19 protein-coding genes are annotated in these 20,692 nt (G+C 35.6%); 8 read left to right on the top strand and 11 right to left on the bottom strand.

Annotated features, from left to right (window positions below):
- Positions 1-53: 53 nt before the first annotated feature.
- From sucD to G525_RS0114350, 8 genes are all read right to left on the bottom strand, one after another.
- Positions 54-926, bottom strand: coding sequence for a succinate--CoA ligase subunit alpha (gene sucD / locus G525_RS0114385; protein ID WP_027126784.1), 873 nt, complete (start codon positions 924-926; stop codon positions 54-56).
- Between the two features lie 69 nt (positions 927-995).
- The gene (locus tag G525_RS0114380) at positions 996-1,403 is read right to left on the bottom strand and encodes a nuclear transport factor 2-like protein (RefSeq protein WP_027126783.1); all 408 of its coding nucleotides are present in this window, start codon (positions 1,401-1,403) and stop codon (positions 996-998) included.
- Positions 1,403-2,338, bottom strand: a complete 936-nt coding sequence (locus tag G525_RS0114375; protein ID WP_027126782.1) for a UDP-3-O-(3-hydroxymyristoyl)glucosamine N-acyltransferase — start codon at positions 2,336-2,338, stop codon at positions 1,403-1,405. Before G525_RS0114375 ends, G525_RS0114380 begins: the two co-directional genes overlap by 1 nt.
- Before the next feature lie 70 nt (positions 2,339-2,408).
- A complete protein-coding gene (gene efp / locus G525_RS0114370; RefSeq protein ID WP_027126781.1) occupies positions 2,409-2,975 on the bottom strand; it encodes an elongation factor P in 567 nt (188 codons plus the stop codon).
- A gap of 41 nt (positions 2,976-3,016) precedes the next feature.
- A complete protein-coding gene (gene lpxA, locus G525_RS0114365) occupies positions 3,017-3,802 on the bottom strand; it encodes an acyl-ACP--UDP-N-acetylglucosamine O-acyltransferase (RefSeq protein WP_027126780.1) in 786 nt (261 codons plus the stop codon).
- 85 nt (positions 3,803-3,887) lie between these two features.
- Positions 3,888-5,294 (bottom strand): bifunctional UDP-3-O-[3-hydroxymyristoyl] N-acetylglucosamine deacetylase/3-hydroxyacyl-ACP dehydratase, encoded by a 1,407-nt coding sequence (locus G525_RS0114360; RefSeq protein WP_027126779.1) that lies wholly within the window; start codon positions 5,292-5,294, stop codon positions 3,888-3,890.
- Positions 5,281-6,309: a UDP-3-O-(3-hydroxymyristoyl)glucosamine N-acyltransferase gene (gene lpxD / locus G525_RS0114355; protein ID WP_027126778.1), complete on the bottom strand. Its 1,029-nt coding sequence runs from the start codon at positions 6,307-6,309 to the stop codon at positions 5,281-5,283. The genes G525_RS0114360 and lpxD overlap by 14 nt, the downstream gene beginning before the upstream one ends.
- Positions 6,310-6,450: 141 nt before the next feature.
- Positions 6,451-7,704, bottom strand: coding sequence for an HD domain-containing protein (locus G525_RS0114350; RefSeq protein ID WP_084647768.1), 1,254 nt, complete (start codon positions 7,702-7,704; stop codon positions 6,451-6,453).
- A 19-nt stretch (positions 7,705-7,723) separates the two neighbouring features.
- On the opposite strand from G525_RS0114350, the gene porX reads away from it, so the two are divergent.
- From porX to G525_RS0114320, 7 genes are all read left to right on the top strand, one after another.
- Entirely contained in the window at positions 7,724-9,277 is a 1,554-nt protein-coding gene (porX, locus tag G525_RS0114345; protein WP_027126776.1) for a T9SS response regulator signal transducer PorX, read from the top strand.
- 103 nt (positions 9,278-9,380) lie between these two features.
- A complete protein-coding gene (gene tsaE, locus G525_RS21100; RefSeq protein ID WP_051209958.1) occupies positions 9,381-9,824 on the top strand; it encodes a tRNA (adenosine(37)-N6)-threonylcarbamoyltransferase complex ATPase subunit type 1 TsaE in 444 nt (147 codons plus the stop codon).
- A 166-nt stretch (positions 9,825-9,990) separates the two neighbouring features.
- Complete coding sequence (locus tag G525_RS22400; RefSeq protein WP_169514448.1) at positions 9,991-10,134, top strand: hypothetical protein; 144 nt, start codon at positions 9,991-9,993, stop codon at positions 10,132-10,134.
- Positions 10,097-10,618: a hypothetical protein gene (locus G525_RS0114335; RefSeq protein WP_084647767.1), complete on the top strand. Its 522-nt coding sequence runs from the start codon at positions 10,097-10,099 to the stop codon at positions 10,616-10,618. Before G525_RS22400 ends, G525_RS0114335 begins: the two co-directional genes overlap by 38 nt.
- A 1,079-nt stretch (positions 10,619-11,697) precedes the next feature.
- Positions 11,698-12,777: a phenylacetate--CoA ligase family protein gene (locus tag G525_RS0114330; protein WP_157491949.1), complete on the top strand. Its 1,080-nt coding sequence runs from the start codon at positions 11,698-11,700 to the stop codon at positions 12,775-12,777.
- Positions 12,778-12,918: 141 nt separating this feature from the next.
- Complete coding sequence (locus G525_RS0114325) at positions 12,919-14,118, top strand: alanine dehydrogenase (protein WP_027126773.1); 1,200 nt, start codon at positions 12,919-12,921, stop codon at positions 14,116-14,118.
- Positions 14,119-14,120: 2 nt separating this feature from the next.
- Positions 14,121-14,501, top strand: a complete 381-nt coding sequence (locus G525_RS0114320; RefSeq protein WP_027126772.1) for a hypothetical protein — start codon at positions 14,121-14,123, stop codon at positions 14,499-14,501.
- Positions 14,502-14,551: 50 nt separating this feature from the next.
- Here the strand turns inward: G525_RS0114320 and G525_RS21865 are convergent, their stop codons facing one another.
- A complete protein-coding gene (locus G525_RS21865) occupies positions 14,552-18,466 on the bottom strand; it encodes an Ig-like domain-containing protein (RefSeq protein WP_084647766.1) in 3,915 nt (1,304 codons plus the stop codon).
- A 594-nt stretch (positions 18,467-19,060) separates the two neighbouring features.
- On the opposite strand from G525_RS21865, the gene G525_RS22295 reads away from it, so the two are divergent.
- Positions 19,061-19,207 carry a hypothetical protein gene (locus G525_RS22295; protein ID WP_157491948.1) on the top strand — a complete coding sequence of 49 codons (147 nt, stop codon included), beginning with the start codon at positions 19,061-19,063 and terminating at the stop codon, positions 19,205-19,207.
- Between the two features lie 709 nt (positions 19,208-19,916).
- On the opposite strand, the gene G525_RS22905 is transcribed toward G525_RS22295, so the two are convergent.
- Together G525_RS22905 and G525_RS22530 are read right to left on the bottom strand one after the other, a co-directional pair.
- Entirely contained in the window at positions 19,917-20,108 is a 192-nt protein-coding gene (locus G525_RS22905; RefSeq protein ID WP_425402525.1) for a hypothetical protein, read from the bottom strand.
- Positions 20,109-20,146: 38 nt separating this feature from the next.
- A complete protein-coding gene (locus G525_RS22530; protein WP_211222934.1) occupies positions 20,147-20,458 on the bottom strand; it encodes a DDE-type integrase/transposase/recombinase in 312 nt (103 codons plus the stop codon).
- Between the last annotated feature and the right edge of the window lie 234 nt (positions 20,459-20,692).

Here is a 20,692-nt window from a genome sequence, read left to right as displayed (position 1 = left end):
AAATAAAAAAACCCCACAAAAATGTGAGGTTCTTAATAAATTGTATCTGATGGTTATGCCATAACTTCGGCTACTTTCTTACCAATTTCAGCAGGAGAATCCACTACATGAATTCCGCATGCTCTCATAATTTTCTTTTTAGCTTGGGCCGTATCATCACTTCCTCCAACAATTGCTCCAGCGTGTCCCATAGTACGTCCTGCAGGTGCAGTTTCTCCAGCAATAAACCCGATAATTGGTTTTTTACTACCACTTTCCTTATACCAATGAGCGGCATCCGCTTCCAATTGTCCGCCAATTTCCCCAATCATTACCACACATTCTGTTTCTGGATCATTGATCAATAATTCTACAGCCTCTTTAGTAGTTGTTCCAATGATAGGATCTCCACCAATACCAATAGCCGTTGTAATCCCTAAACCTTGTTTTACAACTTGGTCAGCTGCTTCATAAGTTAAAGTTCCTGATTTAGAAACAATCCCTACTTTACCTTTTTTGAATACAAAACCTGGCATAATACCAACTTTTGCTTCACCTGGAGTAATAACACCAGGACAATTTGGACCGATTAAACGACACTCTTTAGTTTTAATATAGCTTGCGACCTTTATCATATCAGCAACAGGAATTCCTTCAGTGATACAGATAATGACTTTAATACCAGCGTCAGCCGCTTCCATAATGGCATCTGCAGCAAAAGCAGGTGGAACAAATATAATTGAAGTATCTGCCTTAGCTTCCTTAACTGCGTCTTCGACAGTATTGAAAACAGGTCTGTCCAAATGGGTTTGACCGCCTTTACCAGGAGTCACACCACCAACTACGTTAGTTCCGTATTCTATCATTTGTTCAGCGTGAAAAGTCCCTTCACTGCCTGTAAAACCTTGAACTATTATCTTCGAATCTTTATTTACTAAAACGCTCATTTATATTATATTTTAAATTTTTAAGACTACGCAAAAGTAATCTATTTGGCAGCATTTATGAAGCCTTTGTTAAACTTTTATTTCTGAATATGATTTGTAACTTTCTAAGTTGTCATCCGCTGCTTGACTTATTTCATAGCCTCTATAAAGCTTTCCGTCCTTCACTTCCCAAATACTGATAAAATTTGCCAAAGGTTGCTCATTTTCAGGATCTTCAATGGTATTTACGAACATAGTATACCGGATGGTTACCTGCTCATTATCCTGCAATAAATGACTGATCTGGGAATTTATGGAATGATAGGATGAAACGATATTTTTAAAAAACAGATCTAACCCCTTATAATCTAAGACCCTGTAGCCGGTGCTGCTGTTCCAATGCAACTGGCAATCTTTATGAATGTATTTTGAGAGCAAATTTTGATCGTTGGCAAAATCTGATTCATAAAATGATTTGACAATTTCCTTTGGTGACATTATATATGTTTTAACTGTTCTAGAATCTCTGGAATTCTCTTTATATAAACTTTATCTTTTAATTCAGCTTTAGCCTCTTGTGCCGGTCTACCCCAGTAGGTTTTACCACCTTCCAAAGATTTACTGATTCCTGCTTGGGCATGAACAATAGCTTTACTTCCTATCGTAATACCACTTGTGCTACCTACTTGACCCCAAATAGTCACTTCATCTTCTATAATGACGCAACCAGCTATTCCTACTTGAGAAGCAATCAAGCATTTTTTTCCGATGGATGTGTCATGACCAATCTGAATTTGGTTATCGAGCTTAGATCCTTCACCAATAACAGTGTCTCCTGTTACGCCTCTATCAATAGTACAAAGCGCTCCAATATGGACGTTATCCTTTACAACTACGCGTCCGCCTGAAATTAATTGATCAAAACCTTCTGGACGATTTTTGTAGTAGAAAGCACTTGCTCCTAAAACTGTTCCGGCATGGATGGTCACATTGTTACCGATGATCGTGTCATCATAAATGATAACATTAGGATGTATCAAGCAATGGTCACCAATAATTACATTATGGCCAATAAAGCAATTTGGTTGTATAATCGTATTTTCTCCGATTTTCGCCGAATCAGAAATACTTTTATAAGCACTTTGGAAAGGTTTAAAATGTTGGGTCAATTTATTGAAATCCCTAAAAGGATCGTCACTGATAAGAAGTGCTTTGCCTTTAGGGCAATCTACTTCTTTATTGATCAACACAATAGTAGCAGCAGATTTCAGAGCTTTATCATAATATTTAGGATGGTCCACGAATACGATATCACCAGGTTCCACCACGTGGATTTCATTCATTCCCAACACAGGAAAATTGTCATCGCCAACATAACTGCTATTGATGATTTCTGAAATTTGCTTTAACGTATGTGTTTTTGGGAACTTCATCCTTTTTAATATTTAATTGTTGTAGTGAATCACTGATTATGCCTGCTAACCTAAAACGGACAACCGACAACTACTCTTTAATACGCTCCTTATAAGTTCCTTTTTCAGTTTCAACTTTAATTTTATCACCTTCATTAATAAATAAAGGTACGTTTACTTCAGCACCAGTTTCAACCGTAGCAGGCTTTGTAGCGTTAGTTGCCGTATTTCCTTTAATACCAGGTTCCGTTGCAGTAACCTCTAGGATAACTGTTGCGGGCATCTCTACAGAGAGGGGCATATTATCCTCAGTATTGATTTGAATAGTGACCACCTCGCCTTCTTTCATCAAATCCGCTCTATCTAAAGCAGCTTCTAACAATCTGATTTGCGAATAATCTTCTTGATTCATAAAATGGTAAAATTCACCATCGTTATACAAATACTGAAACTTGTGCGTTTCAACTCTTACTTCGTCAATTTTATGTCCTGCTGAAAACGTGTTTTCCAAAACTTTACCATTGGTTACACTTTTCATCTTTGTTCTAACAAACGCTGGACCCTTTCCTGGTTTTACGTGTAAAAACTCTGTAATTTTATAAATGTCATTATTGTACCTGATGCACAATCCATTTCTTATATCTGATGTAGTTGCCATAATATTGCCCACCAAAGCGGGTTTATTTTAATAATTAATAACTAGTTTGATTTAAAATATCCTTTCATGATGCCGCGGTGAGAATTTTTGATGAACTGCAATATTTCATCACGTTCTGGCGTGGCTTCCATTTCAGCTTCTATAATTTCTGAAGCTTGGGTATTGTTGTAGTGCTTTTGGTAAAGAATACGGTATATATTCTGTACTTCTCTAATTTTATCCGCAGTAAAACCTCTTCTTCTTAAGCCTACTGAATTGATTCCTACGTAAGATAACGGCTCTCGCGCTGCTTTAACAAATGGAGGGACATCTTTACGCACCAAAGAACCTCCAGTAACAAAAGCGTGATTTCCTATGGAACAAAACTGATGCACAGCAGTCATTCCTGCCAAAACCACATAATCTCCAACTGTAATATGTCCGGCAAGTGTACTGTTATTTGAAAAAATGCAATTATTACCCACAATGCAATCATGGGCAATATGACAATAAGCCATAATGAGACAATTATCACCAATCACGGTTTTCATTCGGTCAGTAGTGCCTCGATTGATGGTCACACATTCTCTTATAGTAACATTGTTTCCAATTTGAGTGATGGTGTCTTCATCTTGAAATTTCAAATCTTGAGGAACTGCCGAAATCACTGCTCCCGGAAAAATATTACAATTTTTTCCAATGCGAGCACCTTCCATAATGGTTACGTTACTCCCTATCCAGGTGCCTTCACCAATAATCACATTATTATGTATCGTTGTAAAAGGATCAATCACAACATTCTTTGCTATTTTGGCTCCAGGGTGTACATATGCTAGTGGTTGATTCATTTCCTTCTTTTTAATTTTTTTATGTTCTTTTAATTGACTCAGCAACTATCTCGTTTTAATTGAATAATTTAAAGGGTTATTCACATTATTTAATTTTAGAAATCTGCGCCATCAATTCTGCTTCAGCACAAAGTTTTCCATTAGCATAGGCATAGCCTTGCATGTGACAAATACCTCTTCTGATAGGCGTAATGAGATCGCATTTAAAAACTAAAGTATCACCGGGAACCACTTTTTGCTTGAACTTAACCTTGTCAATTTTCATGAAAAAAGTTAAGTAGTTTTCTGGATCAGGCACAGTACTTAAGACTAGAATTCCTCCGGTTTGCGCCATTGCTTCAACAATAAGAACCCCTGGCATTACTGGAGCTCCAGGAAAATGGCCTGCAAAGAACGGCTCATTCATCGTGACGTTTTTCATTCCGATAACGCCAGTGTCGGTAAGCTCAAAAATTTTATCAATCAACAAAAACGGTTGCCTATGTGGCAACATGTCCATAATTTGGTTGATATCCATCAATGGCTCCTGATTCAAATCGATTGTAGGAACATTGCTCCTTCTCTCAATTCTTATCATTTTGGTCATTTTTTTAGCAAACTGGGTGTTGATAAAGTGTCCAGGTTTATTAGCAATGACTTTGCCTCTTAATGGAATCCCAATGAGTGCCAGATCTCCAATTACATCCAATAATTTATGTCGCGCCGCTTCATTTGGATGATGCAGAGTCAAATTATCCAGAATGCCATTTGGTTTTACGGCAATAGAGTCTTTTTTGAAAGCAACTTTCAATTTTTCCATTGTTTTAGGGGATAATTCCTTGTCCACATAAACAATGGCATTGTTTAAATCGCCTCCTTTTATTAAACCATTCTCTAAAAGCATTTCAATTTCATGTAAGAAACTAAAAGTCCTTGCATTTGAAATATCTTCTTTAAAATCTTGGATATTATTTAAGGTTGCATTTTGGGTTCCCAAGACTTTAGTGCCAAAATCGACCATAGTGGTCACTTGGTACTCCTTGGCAGGCATGATGATGATTTCACTTCCAGATTCTTCGTCAATATAAGAAACTACGTCAGTCACGACGTATTCTTCCCTAAAGTCATCTTGTTCGACAATTCCTGCTTTTTCAAGTGCTTCTACGAAAAACTTTGAAGAGCCATCCATAATGGGTGGTTCTGAAGAACTTAATTCTATCAACACGTTATCGAGGTCCATTCCCACTAAAGCTGCCAAAACATGCTCTGAAGTTTGAATAACAACGCCGTTTTTTTCTAAGCATGTACCGCGTTGTGTATTGGTCACAAAACTAGCATCGGCCTCAATAACTGGTGTGCCCTCGAGATCAAGGCGCTTAAATGAAAAACCAGAATTAACTGGTGCAGGTGAAAACGTCAGGGTTACATCTTTCCCTGTATGCAATCCAACGCCCGAAAGGGAGACTCTATTCTGGATTGATTTTTGCTTAATTTCTGTCTTAACTATTCCCATTTACTTTTTTATCATTTTCATTAATTTCTTTGATGATTTTAGGCAAGTTTTTAAAATACACGTAAGATTTATTATAGTCGGCGTAAGAAAATGCTGGAGAACCTTGAAGAAGTTCATCATCCTTAACATTTCTTCCAATCCCTGATTGGGCCTGTATTTTCACATTATTTCCAATAATTATATGTCCCACAATACCTACCTGACCTCCAATGATACAATTTTCTCCGATTTTGGTAGACCCTGCCACTCCCGTTTGGGCAGCGATAACCGTATTTCTGCCAATTTCAACATTATGTGCTATTTGGATTTGATTGTCGAGTTTTACACCTTTTCTAATTATTGTTGATCCTAAGGTTGCTCTATCAATAGTTGTAGCAGCACCCACATCCACAAAATCTTCTAAAATCACATTCCCGGTTTGGGGTACTTTTGTGTATTCACCATTCTCATTTGGAGCAAATCCAAATCCATCAGCACCAATAATTACACCTGAATTGATCACACAGTTTTTTCCGATAATACAATCAGAATACACCTTAGCTCCAGCAAACAATACAGAGTTATCATCAATTTTGACGTTGTCACCAATATATGAGTTAGGAAATATTTTGACATTATTCCCTATGGTGACATTTTCTCCAATATAGGTAAAAGCTCCAATATAGACATCCTTTCCATACACCGTGCTTTCAGCAATATGAGTAGGTTGTTCAATGCCAAATTTATTAAGTTTTACTTGATTATAGTACTCCAATAATTTTGAAAATGATTTGTAGGCATCTTCAACCTTTACGAGTGTTGTCGTAATAGCGCCTTCAGGTTCAAAGGTTTTATTTACTATGGTTATGGATGCCTTTGTGGAATAGATATAAGATTTGTATTTTGGATTGGCCAAAAAAGTCAATGACCCCTCAACACCCTCTTCTATTTTTGAGAGTTTAGAAACTTCAACATCCGGATTGCCCACGATATCGCCTTCTAATATTCCTGCTATTTGTAATGCTGTAAATTTCATCAACCGCAAAAATAGAAAAAATGTACCATATAATGTTCTTTGTTGTAAAGTTGTTTATTATGGAGTTATTAACGGTTTTAAAAATCTAATCATTCCATAAGATCCATATTGTTCCTTTAAAATCGACTTTATTAAAATTATTTATGAAATGGATTCTGGCTTAGGATAGCACATATAGTATTTGGTTACTGGCTTAGAGAGCGCCTTTAAATTCAATTGATCTGACGCTTTTACGATATCCTGAATTTTGCCTGATTTGTGCAAAATATTGATGTTCTGAGATTTTAATTCGTATGCCTGATTGGTAATTTGGCCTGTAAATACAAAATAATCTGCTTCTTCTGCGCTTATATTGTAACGCTTCATTAATTTATCTTTGTGTACTTTTACACCTTCAATCTTGCGTTTCTTATTCTTTAATTTTACCTTTAACAAATCTCTATTGATGATCATATCACAAAGATTCTTCAATACAAAATCTTCATGATGCTGCCATTCCTTCATTGCTGAAACAATATCATAATCATCTAATTGCGCAAAAACATCAAGAGTTTCTGTAGAAAAGTTGGAGTTATTGATTTCGTTTTTCAGAAAGTAATCCAAAGCCCTGCTCGCTTTCAGATCAAAACCTCTATCGGTTAATTCCTTTGCGCGTTTCAAAACACGCATCAGCAACTGCTCAGCAGCAACACTTGTTTTATGCAAATAGACTTGCCAGTACATGAGTCTTCTGGCCACCAAAAATTTCTCAACGCTATAAATGCCTTTTTCTTCCACCACCAATTCGTCTTCCACAACGTTGAGCATCGCAATCAAACGTTCGGCATTTATATTACCTTCAGCAACACCTGTATAGAAACTATCGCGTTTTAAGTAATCTGTCCTATCCATATCCAATTGTCCCGAGATAAGTTGGCACATGAAGTTTCTGTGGTATTCTCCTTTAAAGATTTGAATGGCCAGAGTTAAACTTCCGTTAAATTCTATATTCAAACGCTCCATAAAAAGAAGGGAAATTGCTTCATGAGAAACACCGGTTACTATGCTATGTTCCATGGCATGACTAAAAGGACCATGGCCAATATCATGTAAAAGAATTGCAATCAATAATCCATTTTCTTCTTCTTCAGAAATTTCAACACCCTTAAAACGAAGTACATTGATCGCCTTCTGCATTAAATGCATACATCCCATAGCATGATGGAATCTTGTATGATGTGCTCCCGGATACACTAAATAAGACATTCCCATTTGAGAAATGCGTCGCAGTCTTTGAAAATATTTATGGGCAATCAAATCGAAGATCAACGAATTTGGTATCGTAATAAATCCGTAAATTGGGTCGTTAAATATTTTGAGTTTGTTTACTTTATCCAAACTTGAGAGTTTAATCATTAATTATAAACAAATATACATGAACCATATAAATATTCTTTGGGTAGATGATGAAATTGATTTACTAAAACCCCACATCCTTTTTTTAGAAAAAAAGAACTATAATATCACTACTTGTAAAAGTGGAACCGAAGCATTGGAGATTATTGACGACACCAACTTTGACATTGTCTTTTTAGACGAGAACATGCCAGGACTTACGGGTTTAGAAACACTGAATGAGATCAAAGAACGTCGCGCCAATCTTCCTGTAGTGATGATTACCAAAAGTGAAGAAGAGTATATAATGGAAGAAGCCATAGGAAATAAGATTGCAGATTATCTTATTAAACCGGTGAATCCCAATCAAATTCTGTTGAGTTTAAAAAAGAATTTGGACCATTCGAGATTGATTTCAGAAAAAACAACATCCAATTATCAACAGGAATTCAGAAAAATTGCCATGGACATGTCTATGGTCAATAGTTATGAGGAGTGGGTTGATTTATATCAGAAATTGATTTACTGGGAACTACAACTTGAAGATATTGAAGATGTAGGAATGACAGAGATTCTAGAATCTCAAAAGACCGAAGCTAATGCACAATTTGGAAAGTTTATAGAAAAAAATTACACGGATTGGTTCGAAAAAAATACCGATGCCCCAGTGATGTCTCATACTTTGTTCAAAGACAAAATAGCACCAGAATTGAGTGACAAACAGCCGACATTACTAATTGTGATTGACAATTTACGCTATGATCAATGGAAGGCATTTGAGCCTAATGTGAGCAATTATTACAAAAAGACGTCTGAAAGCTCTTTTTACAGCATTCTACCAACGGCCACCCAATACGCTAGGAATGCTATTTTCTCAGGATTGATGCCCAGCGAAATGGAAAAACGACATCCTGAATATTGGAAAAATGATGTGGACGATGGTGGTAAAAATCTTTACGAAGCTGAGTTCTTAGAAGCGCAAATGAAACGGTTGGGACTTCAGAATTTAAAAACGGAATATCATAAAATCACCAACCTCCAATCAGGAAAAAAATTGGTTGATAATTTCAAATCCCTAAAAAACAATGACCTATCCGTTATTGTCTATAATTTTGTGGACATGCTCTCGCATTCCAAAACCGAAATGGATGTCGTTAAAGAATTAGCTTCCAATGACAAGGCTTATCGATCTCTTACCTTAAGTTGGTTCAAAAACTCACCATTATTGGAAATGATTCAAAAAGCACAACAAATGGGCTTTAAATTAATTTTAACTACAGATCATGGTACCATTAATGTTAAAAATCCGTCTAAAGTTATTGGCGATAGAGACACGAGTTTGAATTTGCGATATAAAACTGGAAGAAGTTTGACGTACGAGTCTAAGGATGTCTTCGTTATAAAAGACCCTAAATCTGTGTTATTACCTGCTATAACCATGAGCAGCTCCTTTATCTTTGCCAAAGGTGATCTGTTTTTGGCTTACCCCAATAACTATAATCATTATGTGAGTTATTTTAGAAATACTTACCAGCATGGTGGCGTATCCCTAGAAGAAATGATTATTCCCTTTGTAGTTTTGAACCCTAAATAAATCCATGTAATACACAAAAACCCGATGAACTACTTATTTCATTAGTTTTTGTCATAATTAATTATTAATATTGCTTAATAAACCAATTTCAGAAGTAGAAAACATGGAGTTCAACTATCGTATTGAAGATATTGAAAAAGTGGCTGAAGGCGTTTTAAAAAACATGACTTCCAAAACGCTTTTATTTTATGGCGATATGGGCGTCGGAAAAACGACGTTGATCAAAGTACTCTCAAAACAATTAGGAAGTATTTCTAGCGTCAGTAGTCCAACATTTTCAATTGTCAATGACTATGAAATAGATAAAGGTTTAATTTATCATTTTGATTTATACAGGATTAAAAATGAAGAAGAAGCTCTAAATTTTGGCATAGAAGAGTATTTATATTCTGATCAATGGATTTTTGTTGAATGGCCAGAAAAATTGGGTAATTTGATCCCTGAAAATTCCAATAAAATTGAACTTTTAGTAAATATAGATGGTTCAAGAACTCTAAAACTAACTACCCAAACTAACTTAAACCAAGAAAAAGTGAAAATGCAGTAAATAAAGTGAAAAAATCTTGCAACTACACCCCGCGCCAATTTTGAAAAGTACGGTAAAACCGTAACGTTCAAGGGACTTGAGCGATTTGTTTTAACATTTGTTTAACAGTTTTTATGCCATGTTAAACCTAATTTTGAATCAAATAATTAATTAAATCCCTTGAATTATGAAAACAAAAAAGTACATGATTGCCTTAGCAATTTTCGGAGGTGCATTGTTCACTGCACAAGCTTCAAATCTTATTGATTTAAATGAACAAACAACAACACAAATTGAAAGAAATAGAATTATCGTTCCGAAACACGGATAAAAAGAGTTTTATTTTAGGTAGTATTACAGCTACGTTAATCGCTGCTACACCTTATTTGTTTTATTTATATGAAAGTGTTCCAGACCAACAAGTCTGGGACACTTTTTTATTTACATATGATAGTAAACATTATGGCAGTGTGTTTGTTTTAGCCTGGACACTATCCAACAAGTTTATACCACTTTTTTTATTATTAATATGGTTTTTTACTTGCCGACATTGGTGGTACCATGTACTACTAGTTCCGATAGCAATGTTTGCTTACCAAATATTCACCATTTTTAATGAAGATTTGAGTTATGTTGACAGCAAGCAAATTCTATTTTTAATTCCCATCATGGCAATAATTGTCCCTTCAATTTATCTGATTAGGGCAAAAATGTTTAACAAAATTAACGATGCTGGCAAGACCATGCAGGATCTGGAAGATGAATTTAAAATTAAACCTAAAGGATTTTATGGGAAAATCAAAGAGTATTTTTAATCGACACCGTCTTATTTGGTTAATACCGGAAAACTATTTAAAATAAAATCTCATTACTTTTAGACTTCAAAATAACAATGTGACAGTTTAAAAAATTTATAGTATAATTTAAAAATATGATATCAAGTCGTAAATTGAGAAGTTACGTTTTTCTTATTAATATCTTCTCCTTCTATCAGTATTCAATGTATTCTCTAATAAATTTAGTTATCTTTCATAACTCCCATAGCGAGCAAGCTCTTGCTCTATAGCTAAAATAAAGACGGTAGTTATTGGATATTAAAAATTTTCACAGAACTCAGTCTTGGAATGAAGTTTTAATGCCTTTTGAGTAGTTTCAGCAGGCAACATTTACCCCAGACCTTTCTTTTTTCTCAATTTTCACTCACCGATTTAATTTAAAGCAATTATGCTAGGTATTCGAAAATTTCTAAGGAGCTATAGATTCAAAGCTCAAATCAACAATTAATAAATCAACTCTTCCAATTAGATTTTTTTTGCATCAAGAGCTAAAAAACTTTTTTTTACTTGATCGCCTCAGTTACTTCTGTGGCATCGAAATTACATAAATTTACATTTTGGTCTTTTCTATATCTACAGGTTTAACTCACAATATAATTTTCTGTTCTATTATTTACAGCTAATTATAGGAGTTTAAAATCGATATGGCTGTTAAAATGTGATAGTTTTAAATGAAAAGTTTCATGTGATAAATCAACAAAAAAGTCAGGCCTTATTCCATTAATTAGTGTAGAATTAGTAATTATTTGTTTTAACTTTGTCACTCTAGTTTAAAAGAACAGAGTTTGATTATTTAATTACAGCATTCGGTTATGGACAATTTTTTTAGAAAGACTCTGGTTTTTTTATATAAAAACACTTTCAACAAAAAGCAAGTGCTCATTCATAACGAGCTAAAGTCTAGAGATATATCTAATTTCGTAGAAAACAATAAGTATCAAAAGTCCAAGCTTGTTAAAGTGTTAGAAACAGCTTTTAGAGACATCGAATATTACAAAGGATTACATTTTATAAACTTAAAGCAATTGACTTATTCGGAATTTCAAAAAGTTCCAATTATGTCAAAGGATATTATTAGAGAAAATTCACATTTTCTTGTTAACCCAAATTATAAAAAAATGTCTGATGTTTATAAAAACTCATCAGGAGGGTCAACAGGGGAACCGTTAGAATTTTACCAAACCAAAGATCAATCTAACAACGGAATGGGATCTTATCTATATTCTATGTATTTGAATAAAATAAATATTTATGAAAGTTCGGTCGATCTATGGGGAGCCTTAAGAGACATGCATGAGATGAAAAGTACATTCAGCTTTAAATTCTTTGTAAAAAATTCCACAGTTCTAAATACTTTCATTTTAAGTGATGATATAATTGAAAATTACATACAAAATTTAAACAAAATTAGACCAAAATATATAAAAGCCTATGTTCATTCTATTTACGCCATTGCAAAATTCATAAATAAAAATAAAATCAAGATTAACTTTACACCAGTGGTTCAAACTACAACTGGCCCATTATATCCAGAAATAAGAACTGAAATTAAAAAAGCTTTTAATGATGCGCATGTTTACAACTTTTATGGCTCACGCGAAGGATCAGCAATTGCTTCAGAAATATATGATTTAGAAGGTCTTTTTGTATTTTACAACAATGTATTTGTAGAAATTCTAGATGATAATGACGTTCCTGTTGATCAAGGAGTAGAAGGGAATATTGTCATCACCACTTTGAACAATTTCTATATGCCTCTAATTCGCTATAAGATAGGAGATCGTGGAATAAAAGGTGACGATTGTGAGTTTGGAACTTTAAAACTTGACAACGTTACAGGCAGAACCTTAGGAGTCATTCATAAAAGAGATAAAACACGAGTTGACGGTCAGTTTTTTACATCTTTATTTTTCAATAAAGATGGAATTAAAAATTTTCAAATTATTCAAAAATCCATGGAGGTTATAGAGATTAAAATTGTGAAATCTTCTAAATATTCAATGTTGCAACTCAATGAAATAGTCGAAAAAATTGAGAATGAGCTGGGAGACGTTAAAATTCATATTGAATTCAAGGATCAAATAAATTTAACAGCAACCGGAAAAATCATGTACGTATATTCAGAGCTAGATGTGTAAAAAAAGAAAAAAAATAACTCAGCAACATCTCTCTGGGTTATAAATAAACCACAGTTATAATAATCTCCTAGAACAATAGTTAAAATTCAATCTTTACAATCAAAAAAATATTTGTAATTTGACTTCTTATTTCGAACTCAAATGAGCAAAATCCTTTCCCCCTTCACCAGAGCACAATTACTTCCTCAGGAAGAAACCCTAGAAATTTTTAAGAAGAAAGGAAATCTATTTATAGGCATCCCAAAAGAAACTTATTTTCAAGAAAAAAGGGTGTGTTTGACCCCTGATGCCGTGTCCGCGCTGGTTACCAACGGGCATAGGGTCATGCTCGAGTCCGGTGCAGGAAATGGTGCCAATTTTAAGGACAGAGCCTATAGCGAAGCTGGAGCAGAAATCACCAAAGATGCTGCCAAAGTGTATTCCTGTCCTATCATTTTAAAGGTGGAACCTCCTTCGATAGATGAAATTAAGTTGATCAATCCTCAGACTTTGCTGATTTCAGCACTTCAATTAAAAACACAGAGCAAAAAATATTTTGAAACCTTGGCTACAAAGCGTATTACCGCGTTGGCCTTCGAATTCATTAAGGACGATGATGGCTCCTACCCTGCCGTCCGCTCTTTAAGCGAGATAGCCGGTACAGCATCGATTCTAATTGCAGCGGAAATGTTGTCAAATATAAATGGAGGCAACGGATTGATGTTTGGAAACATCAGCGGGGTGCCACCCACTGAGGTTGTTATTATTGGAGCTGGGACCGTTGGCGAATTTGCTGCACGCTCTGCAATAGGTTTAGGCGCCAATGTGAAAGTTTTCGACAATTCAATTACAAAACTAAGGGCTTTACAGTCCAATTTAGGCAGAACACTTTACACCTCAACCTTACAGCCAAAAAATCTGATCAAGGCTTTAAAACGTTGTGATGTGGCTATTGGCGCAGTACGAGGCGCTAACAGAGCGCCCATTGTGGTCACGGAAGCCATGGTGAATTGCATGAAAACGGGAGCGGTTATTATTGATGTCAGTATTGATATGGGCGGCTGTTTTGAGACAAGTGAGGTCACGACACATGACCAACCAACATTTGAACGCAATGGGATTGTACATTATTGTGTCCCTAATATTCCGGCACGCTATTCCCGATCAGCCTCGGTATCAATAAGTAACATGTTTACTCCTTACCTTTTAAAAATTGGAGATGACGGCGGCATTGAAAATGCGCTCCGTTTCGATCGCGGTTTAAAAAATGGATTGTACTTTTACCACGGTATTTTGACAAATAAATCGGTTGCCGATTGGTTTGATTTAAAATACAGCGACGTCAATCTATTAATTTTTTAAGAATGAAATTTATCCATAGAGTAGGTTATTATTTGGGAGGTTTTTCCATAGGTCTAATTATTTTAGCATTTTTCTTAAGTGGAAAAAAAACCTCTTGTGACTATAGTCCTAATTCAAGAACCACAAAAAACATTTCCCACAAACAAAAACATTATACTGAGGACGCATTATCTGTCATGCGATCTTTTGAAATGGACACCACCATAGTTTCTGATATGATCAGACACGGCTCAGTCAATTTTTCAGAGAGCGACACCAAAAGTGAAGCTTGTAAAACCTACATTATCGAAAACAGCTATAAAGAGCAGGAGTTTAAATTACAAATAAAAAACTGTGATTCTTTAGCAACCATAGAAGTGATCGTTCCCAATAAAAACAAGTGAGCCACAGTAGTTAACCGTGGCTCAAATCTTAATTATTTTATAAAGTGGCGTTATCTCAACACCACTTTTTTAGTGATTACTTTTTGGTTATCGACCAATTGAAGCAGATAAATACCAGATGCATAATTGGATAGGTTTAACGTTTTAATATACTTCTGTTGATCACCTTCATTGATGATTTCATTGTAGAGAGATTTACCTGAGAGATCATACAAATTGATACTTGAGAAACTAGTCAACCCTGAAATGTTTATGTGAAGTTCGCCATTGGTTGGGTTTGGGTGGATCAAAAACTCTAATTCCTGAGTATCTTCAACAATTTGATGAGCATTACAATTATTCACCATAACCATGACGCTGTCTGTATCAGAATCCAAGGCATGATACACCATTACAGAATACTCCGTATCTTCTGAAGGCTCTACAGTAATGCTCTTACTTGTCTCTCCCGTGCTCCACAAATACTCACTATTAGCCGGACCATCTGCAGTTAGAACAGTATTTTCGGTAAGACAAATAGCTACATCTTCTCCGGCATTGGCTACCACTTTCTCAAAGACGTTTACGGTAATTGATTTTTGTGAAGAACAATCATTAATATATCCGACCACATCATAGGTTTCACTGACATTGGGCCTTACAGCAATATTGGGCTGGGTCGCACCATTACTCCATTTATAAGTATTGGCTCCGGTAGCAGATAAGGTTATAAATTCGCCTTCAAGTATGGTTGCTTCACTCCCGTTTGTAATACTAACATTAGGACTTGGGCCTACAAAAACTGTAACTTCATCTCTATTGGATGCATCTGCAATGTAAGCCGTAACCGAATATTTGGTAGTAGAAGTCGGACTCACATCAATGCTTGCAGTCTTCTCACCTGTACTCCACAAGTAACGATCTCCACCTGTTGCCGTCAATGTGGCAATAGAGCCCGGACAAATCACCTTATTAGCTCCCGCATCGGCTACAACGGCTGTTTCTGGTTGCACAACCGTTACAATAATTGTATCCCTAGATTCGCAATCATTTGTTTTCCCTACTACAGTGTAGGTAGTGGTTTCTTTAGGGTTTATAGTAATACTCGCACCAGAGGCTTTAGTACTCCATCTGTAAGTGGTGGCCCCAGTTGCAGTTAAAGTTGCACTTTCTCCAAGAGCAATAGTAATATCCTTACCTGCATCCACTTTAGGAAGAGGATTGAGCGTTATGACCACTTCATCTTTATCAGAATTCTTGCCTGAGTTATCATAGGCAGTGACACTGTAGGTGGTAGTGGTTTTGGGATTTACCGTAATGCTTGCGCTAGTCTCGCCGGTATTCCATTTATAAGTAGTCCCTCCCGTTGCCGTCAAGGTTGCAGTGGTTCCTGCACAGATGTTTTGGTCAGCACCGGCGTCGGCAACAACCTTGATTGGATTAAGTACAGTAACCTTTACCTTGTCCGTAGCCTCACAGCCGTTGGACGTTCCTATCACAGAATATGTTCTAGTTGATTTAGGATTTACGGTGACGCTTGCAGTTGTGTCGCCTGTATCCCATTTGTAAGTAGTTGCTCCAATAGCGGTCAATGTCGTACTTTCTCCCAATGTGATTGTAATATCCCTCCCCGCATCTACTTTTGGAAGCGGATTTACCGTAACCTTTACGTCATCAGAATCAGATTTGTTTCCTGTGCTGTCAAATGCTGTCACTTTATAAGTGGTAGTCTCATTTGGATTTACAGTGATGCTTGCTGTAGTCTCGCCGGTATTCCAATTATATGTAGTACCTCCCGTTGCAGTCAAGGTTGCGCTTGTGCCTGCACAGATTTTTTGGTCTGTACCGGCATTTGCAATTAATTCCACAGTGTCTATAACGATAACTTTTACACTGTCCGTCGCCTCACAGCCGTTTGATATACCTGTTACAGTATAGGTAGTAGTTGCCTTAGGACTTACTGTAATGCTCTCACCAGAGGCTTTGGTATTCCAGCTATAAGTGGTTGCTCCAGTTGCGGTCAATGTTGTACTTTCCCCTAATTTTATAGTGATGTCATTCCCAGCATTTACTTTAGGAAGTGGATTTACCGTAACCTTAACGTCATCAGAATCAGAATTGGTCCCTGTGCTATCATAGGCAGTTACTGTATATGTGGTTGTAGCTTTTGGATTAACAGTAATGCTTGCTGCAGTCTCTCCTGTATTCCATTTATAGGAAGCACCTCCTGTTGCAGTAAGAGTAATACTTTCGCCATTACACATCCGTTGGTCAATACCTGCGCTCGCCTGGAGCGCTGGAGGAAAAACCGTTATAAGGGAAGTAGCTTTGAAACCTCCATCTGCACTCATAAAAGTAATTGTAGCAGTACCTGTTGAAATGGCTGTTACCACACCATTAGTATCTACTGTAGCAATATGAACGTTATCTGAATTCCATTTCCCATCTTTAATAGTAGCATTTGCTGGAGTGAAAATTGGATTTAATTGGTGTGTTTTTGCAAGTTGGACATTTACTTCATAAGGTATAATGGCAACATCACGAACATCAATTACATTATTTGGACGATCTACCTGATTCAAATACTCTTCTAGCCACGTATATCCACTTGGCGCAATATCATTGTGATCTTGGCCTTTTGGAACATTGATGGAAAACCATATCTCTGGTATATGGGAATTTGTACCGTAAAATTCTGCTCCACGTACTACTGAGGGAATAGGTGGAACTATCCAATTTTGCATATCTGATGATAATTTAGGCGGTAACATCACATTGTTTTTCATGTTATGAATATATCTTTTATCCAAAATGTCAGTATTATCACTTACACTACCATCTGAGTTTAGTCTAGCGTTACACCCAACATTATTAATAACATTTATAAAAGCTTCTTCAGCAGATAAAATTTTAAAGGGTTCTCCGTTTAAAGGATGCATTTTTGATACGAAATGGTTCATGGGAACTTGTAGTCCTCCGTTATAAAATCCTTTAAAAGATAATCGATTATCAGAATTTAGTTCAGTAACACTCTCTACACCAGGCCCTTCAATTCCTTGGGGTGCAACATACATATTTCCATTTGTATATATTTCGGGGAGATTAGAATCCGAGTTTGCGAACATTTGTAATCTATCCTTACTTATTTTTGTGTTATTATAATGATAATAGTTACCAATATGGTTTAATCTTTGACTACCTCCTGGCTGCATTAGCCTATGCCTTACGTACCATACTACATTATTGATAACATCAAATCTGGCCAGGTCACCATTAATGTTTGGGGTTCTATGACTAACATGATAAAAACAATTAAATAAAAATGAGGCACCTTTTGTGGTAGAAGTTGTTCCAGTCAGTGCTCCAACTAATGCTCCTCTGTCATTTTCAGGAAAGAAACATCTTTGTACCGTTAAATTTTCACTTGAATATAATCCTCCAGCGTCATACCATGAACCTCCTTGAAAAAAACCAAAAGAAAATGTACAATGATCATATATTTGGTTTTTACTCCCCTCTTTTGACTGGAAACTGTTGGTAGCTCCTCCTTCATAATTTGTAGAACGAATACCTCCTTTAAATCTAATATACCTCACAATTAAATTTGTTACTCGTTGAAATCTAAATACCTCTCCATCAATTGTGATGCCTCCTTCAGGGGCAGTTTGACCAGCAATAGTTATATTCGATTTATCTTCCACAACCAGTCTACTTTTCAATTTAATAACACCGCTTACATCAAATACAATCGTACGATTACTTTGAGATAGTGCATCTCTTAAAGAACCATAACCACTATCATTTAAATTTGTCACATGATACACATCTTTTCCTCTACCACCGGTGACGTACGCCCCCGATCCATAAGCTGAAGGAAATGCCAATTGTTGTGAATTAGAATATTCCGATAAAAAGATAAACATAAAAAATAAGCATAAGGTGGTTTTGTTACGAATGTAACCTGTTAGGTAGTTTGGGAATTTCATGGCTCTGGGGTTAATAAAGTTTAGTTTTATTGAACTTTCAATTGTTTTAATTCAATAATTTTAAGCAAGTAAAAAAATAAAAAATTAAATAAAGTCAAAATACCCAAATATTCGATTTAATGATCATTATGGTAAGATTAATCTTATATTTTAAATATATTAACGATGAAATGAATTATATATACGTTCAAAAGAATGTCTCGGATTTTATATTATACATTTTAACACCTAAGAGAAAAAACCTACAAAACACCTCTATATCTAATGAGTTATGATAGTTTTTTCTTTAATTAAGAAAAAGTTATATATATATACTATTCACATTTCAAACTTTAAAAAAAATGGAATAAGCATCTCTAAACACTTTACAGACATTATATACTGAACTGTTATACTAAGGGAAGGATTAAATCTTAATCACTTGAGAATAAATATGATATTTTTATAGATAAGTAAGTAGCCCTTTCATAAATATATAATCCAATTTGATTAATTATCATTAAATGAAGTTAAACACAATCTCTCGTACAAAGGATTTTATAATACTCCCCAAATATAGGACAGGACATTAAGTTGTAATTTAACCCTGTCAATATGAAAACATCAAGAAGAAAACTCAGTACGTCTTTCAAGGTCAAAGTAGCTGTTGAAGCGATCAAAGAACAACAAGGCTGGAAGAACTTGCTGCCAAATTTTAACTGCACCCTACACAAATATCCAGTTGGAAGCGGGAGTTTTTAAAAATGCCGATCTGGTCTTTGTATCCAAATCTGAAAAAGAGGATTCGAATCGGATCCCCTTCACAGTAAAATACGTCACTTACAATAGAAAAACCATTTTTAAAACAATGTCCTGGACAAATGAGTACTACTAAAAGAAGACAAAAATTAGTAAAAACCCATCCAAGGCTGAGTCTTATTCAACAATGTAATATTCATAATAATCATCGCTCCAATCTTTATTATAAGCCCAAGAGCGAGAGTCTGCTCAATTTAAGAATAGTGAAGGAAATAGATGCCTGGTTTTTGGAGCACCCTTACTATGGGGTAGAGAACATTATCGACTACCTGAGTTTTCATCTCGGACGTCACAAGAATAAGACGTCGGTACATGGTCATGGGACTACAAGCCATCTACAGAAAGCTTAGAACCAACATCTGAGACCATAAAGGCTATAAGTTCCCTGATCTGCTAAGAGAACTTAAAATAGATCGTACCAATCAGCTATGGCAGACCGACATCAATTATATTCCTATGTTTCGCGGGTTATATATATGAATGCAATAATTGCCGTATATAGTAGAAAAATCCTTAATTGGAGTATCTCAAATTCTATGGATAATAAGTGGTGTATCGAACTCTTGAAAGACACTGTCGCCACAAGTAATTAAGTAGAATATGTCTTGTCCTAAATAACCGATACAGATTAATAAAGGATTAAATTTATTAATTAAAGCTGAACAATGACGTCATTGTTCAGCTTTTTTGATTTGTATTGTTTTCTTTTCAATTTGTTTTGTTGGTGCATTTGCATCGGGGTTAACATGTAATGGGACAAGTGTGGCCTTACAAGATTATATATTTTTATTGCACTTGCAATAAGTTTCTGCTTTAAACCAAAGTCCTTAACGTTTTTTGCTATGTCAAACTCTTGTTTTAAAACGCCATTTATCCGCTCTGCTATTGTATTTTCGTAGGGGTCCTACTTGGAGTGATATCATTATCGTTCAAGAGTTTTTGATAGTCATTAGAACAATATTGCAATCCTCTGTCAGAGTGGTGTATCAAAGGGTACTGTCTTTGTTTTCGATTGTTCAGAGCCATTTTCAGGGCTTTTAATGAACCATCCACAGAAAGGGAGGTCGATACATTATAGCCCACAATTTTTTTTGAATATGCATCCGTAACCAATGCCAGATACGATGGATTTGTTCTGGTTCCTACATATGTTATATCGCTTACCCATACAGAGTCCGGCCTTTCTATGTCCAAGGCACTTACAAGATTTTTATGTTTCCCAAACCGATGGTGGGAGTCTGTTGTAATATGCTATCGTTTTTTGGGTGTTATCAGCATATGATTGGCTCGTAATATTCTAAAGAGCTTGTCCCTTCCCACTTCTAGGGGAGACAATTGATCTTTTAGTAAAAAATATAGTTTTTTACCTCCCAATCTGAGCATAATGATACGGATCTTCCCCACCATCGCTATTACCTTTTGGGCGAT

Source organism: Gelidibacter mesophilus DSM 14095, assembly GCF_000423005.1.
Lineage (GTDB): Bacteria > Bacteroidota > Bacteroidia > Flavobacteriales > Flavobacteriaceae > Gelidibacter > Gelidibacter mesophilus.
Note: the sequence above shows the minus strand (reverse complement) of the source record. Positions and strands in the feature narration are given on the sequence as shown.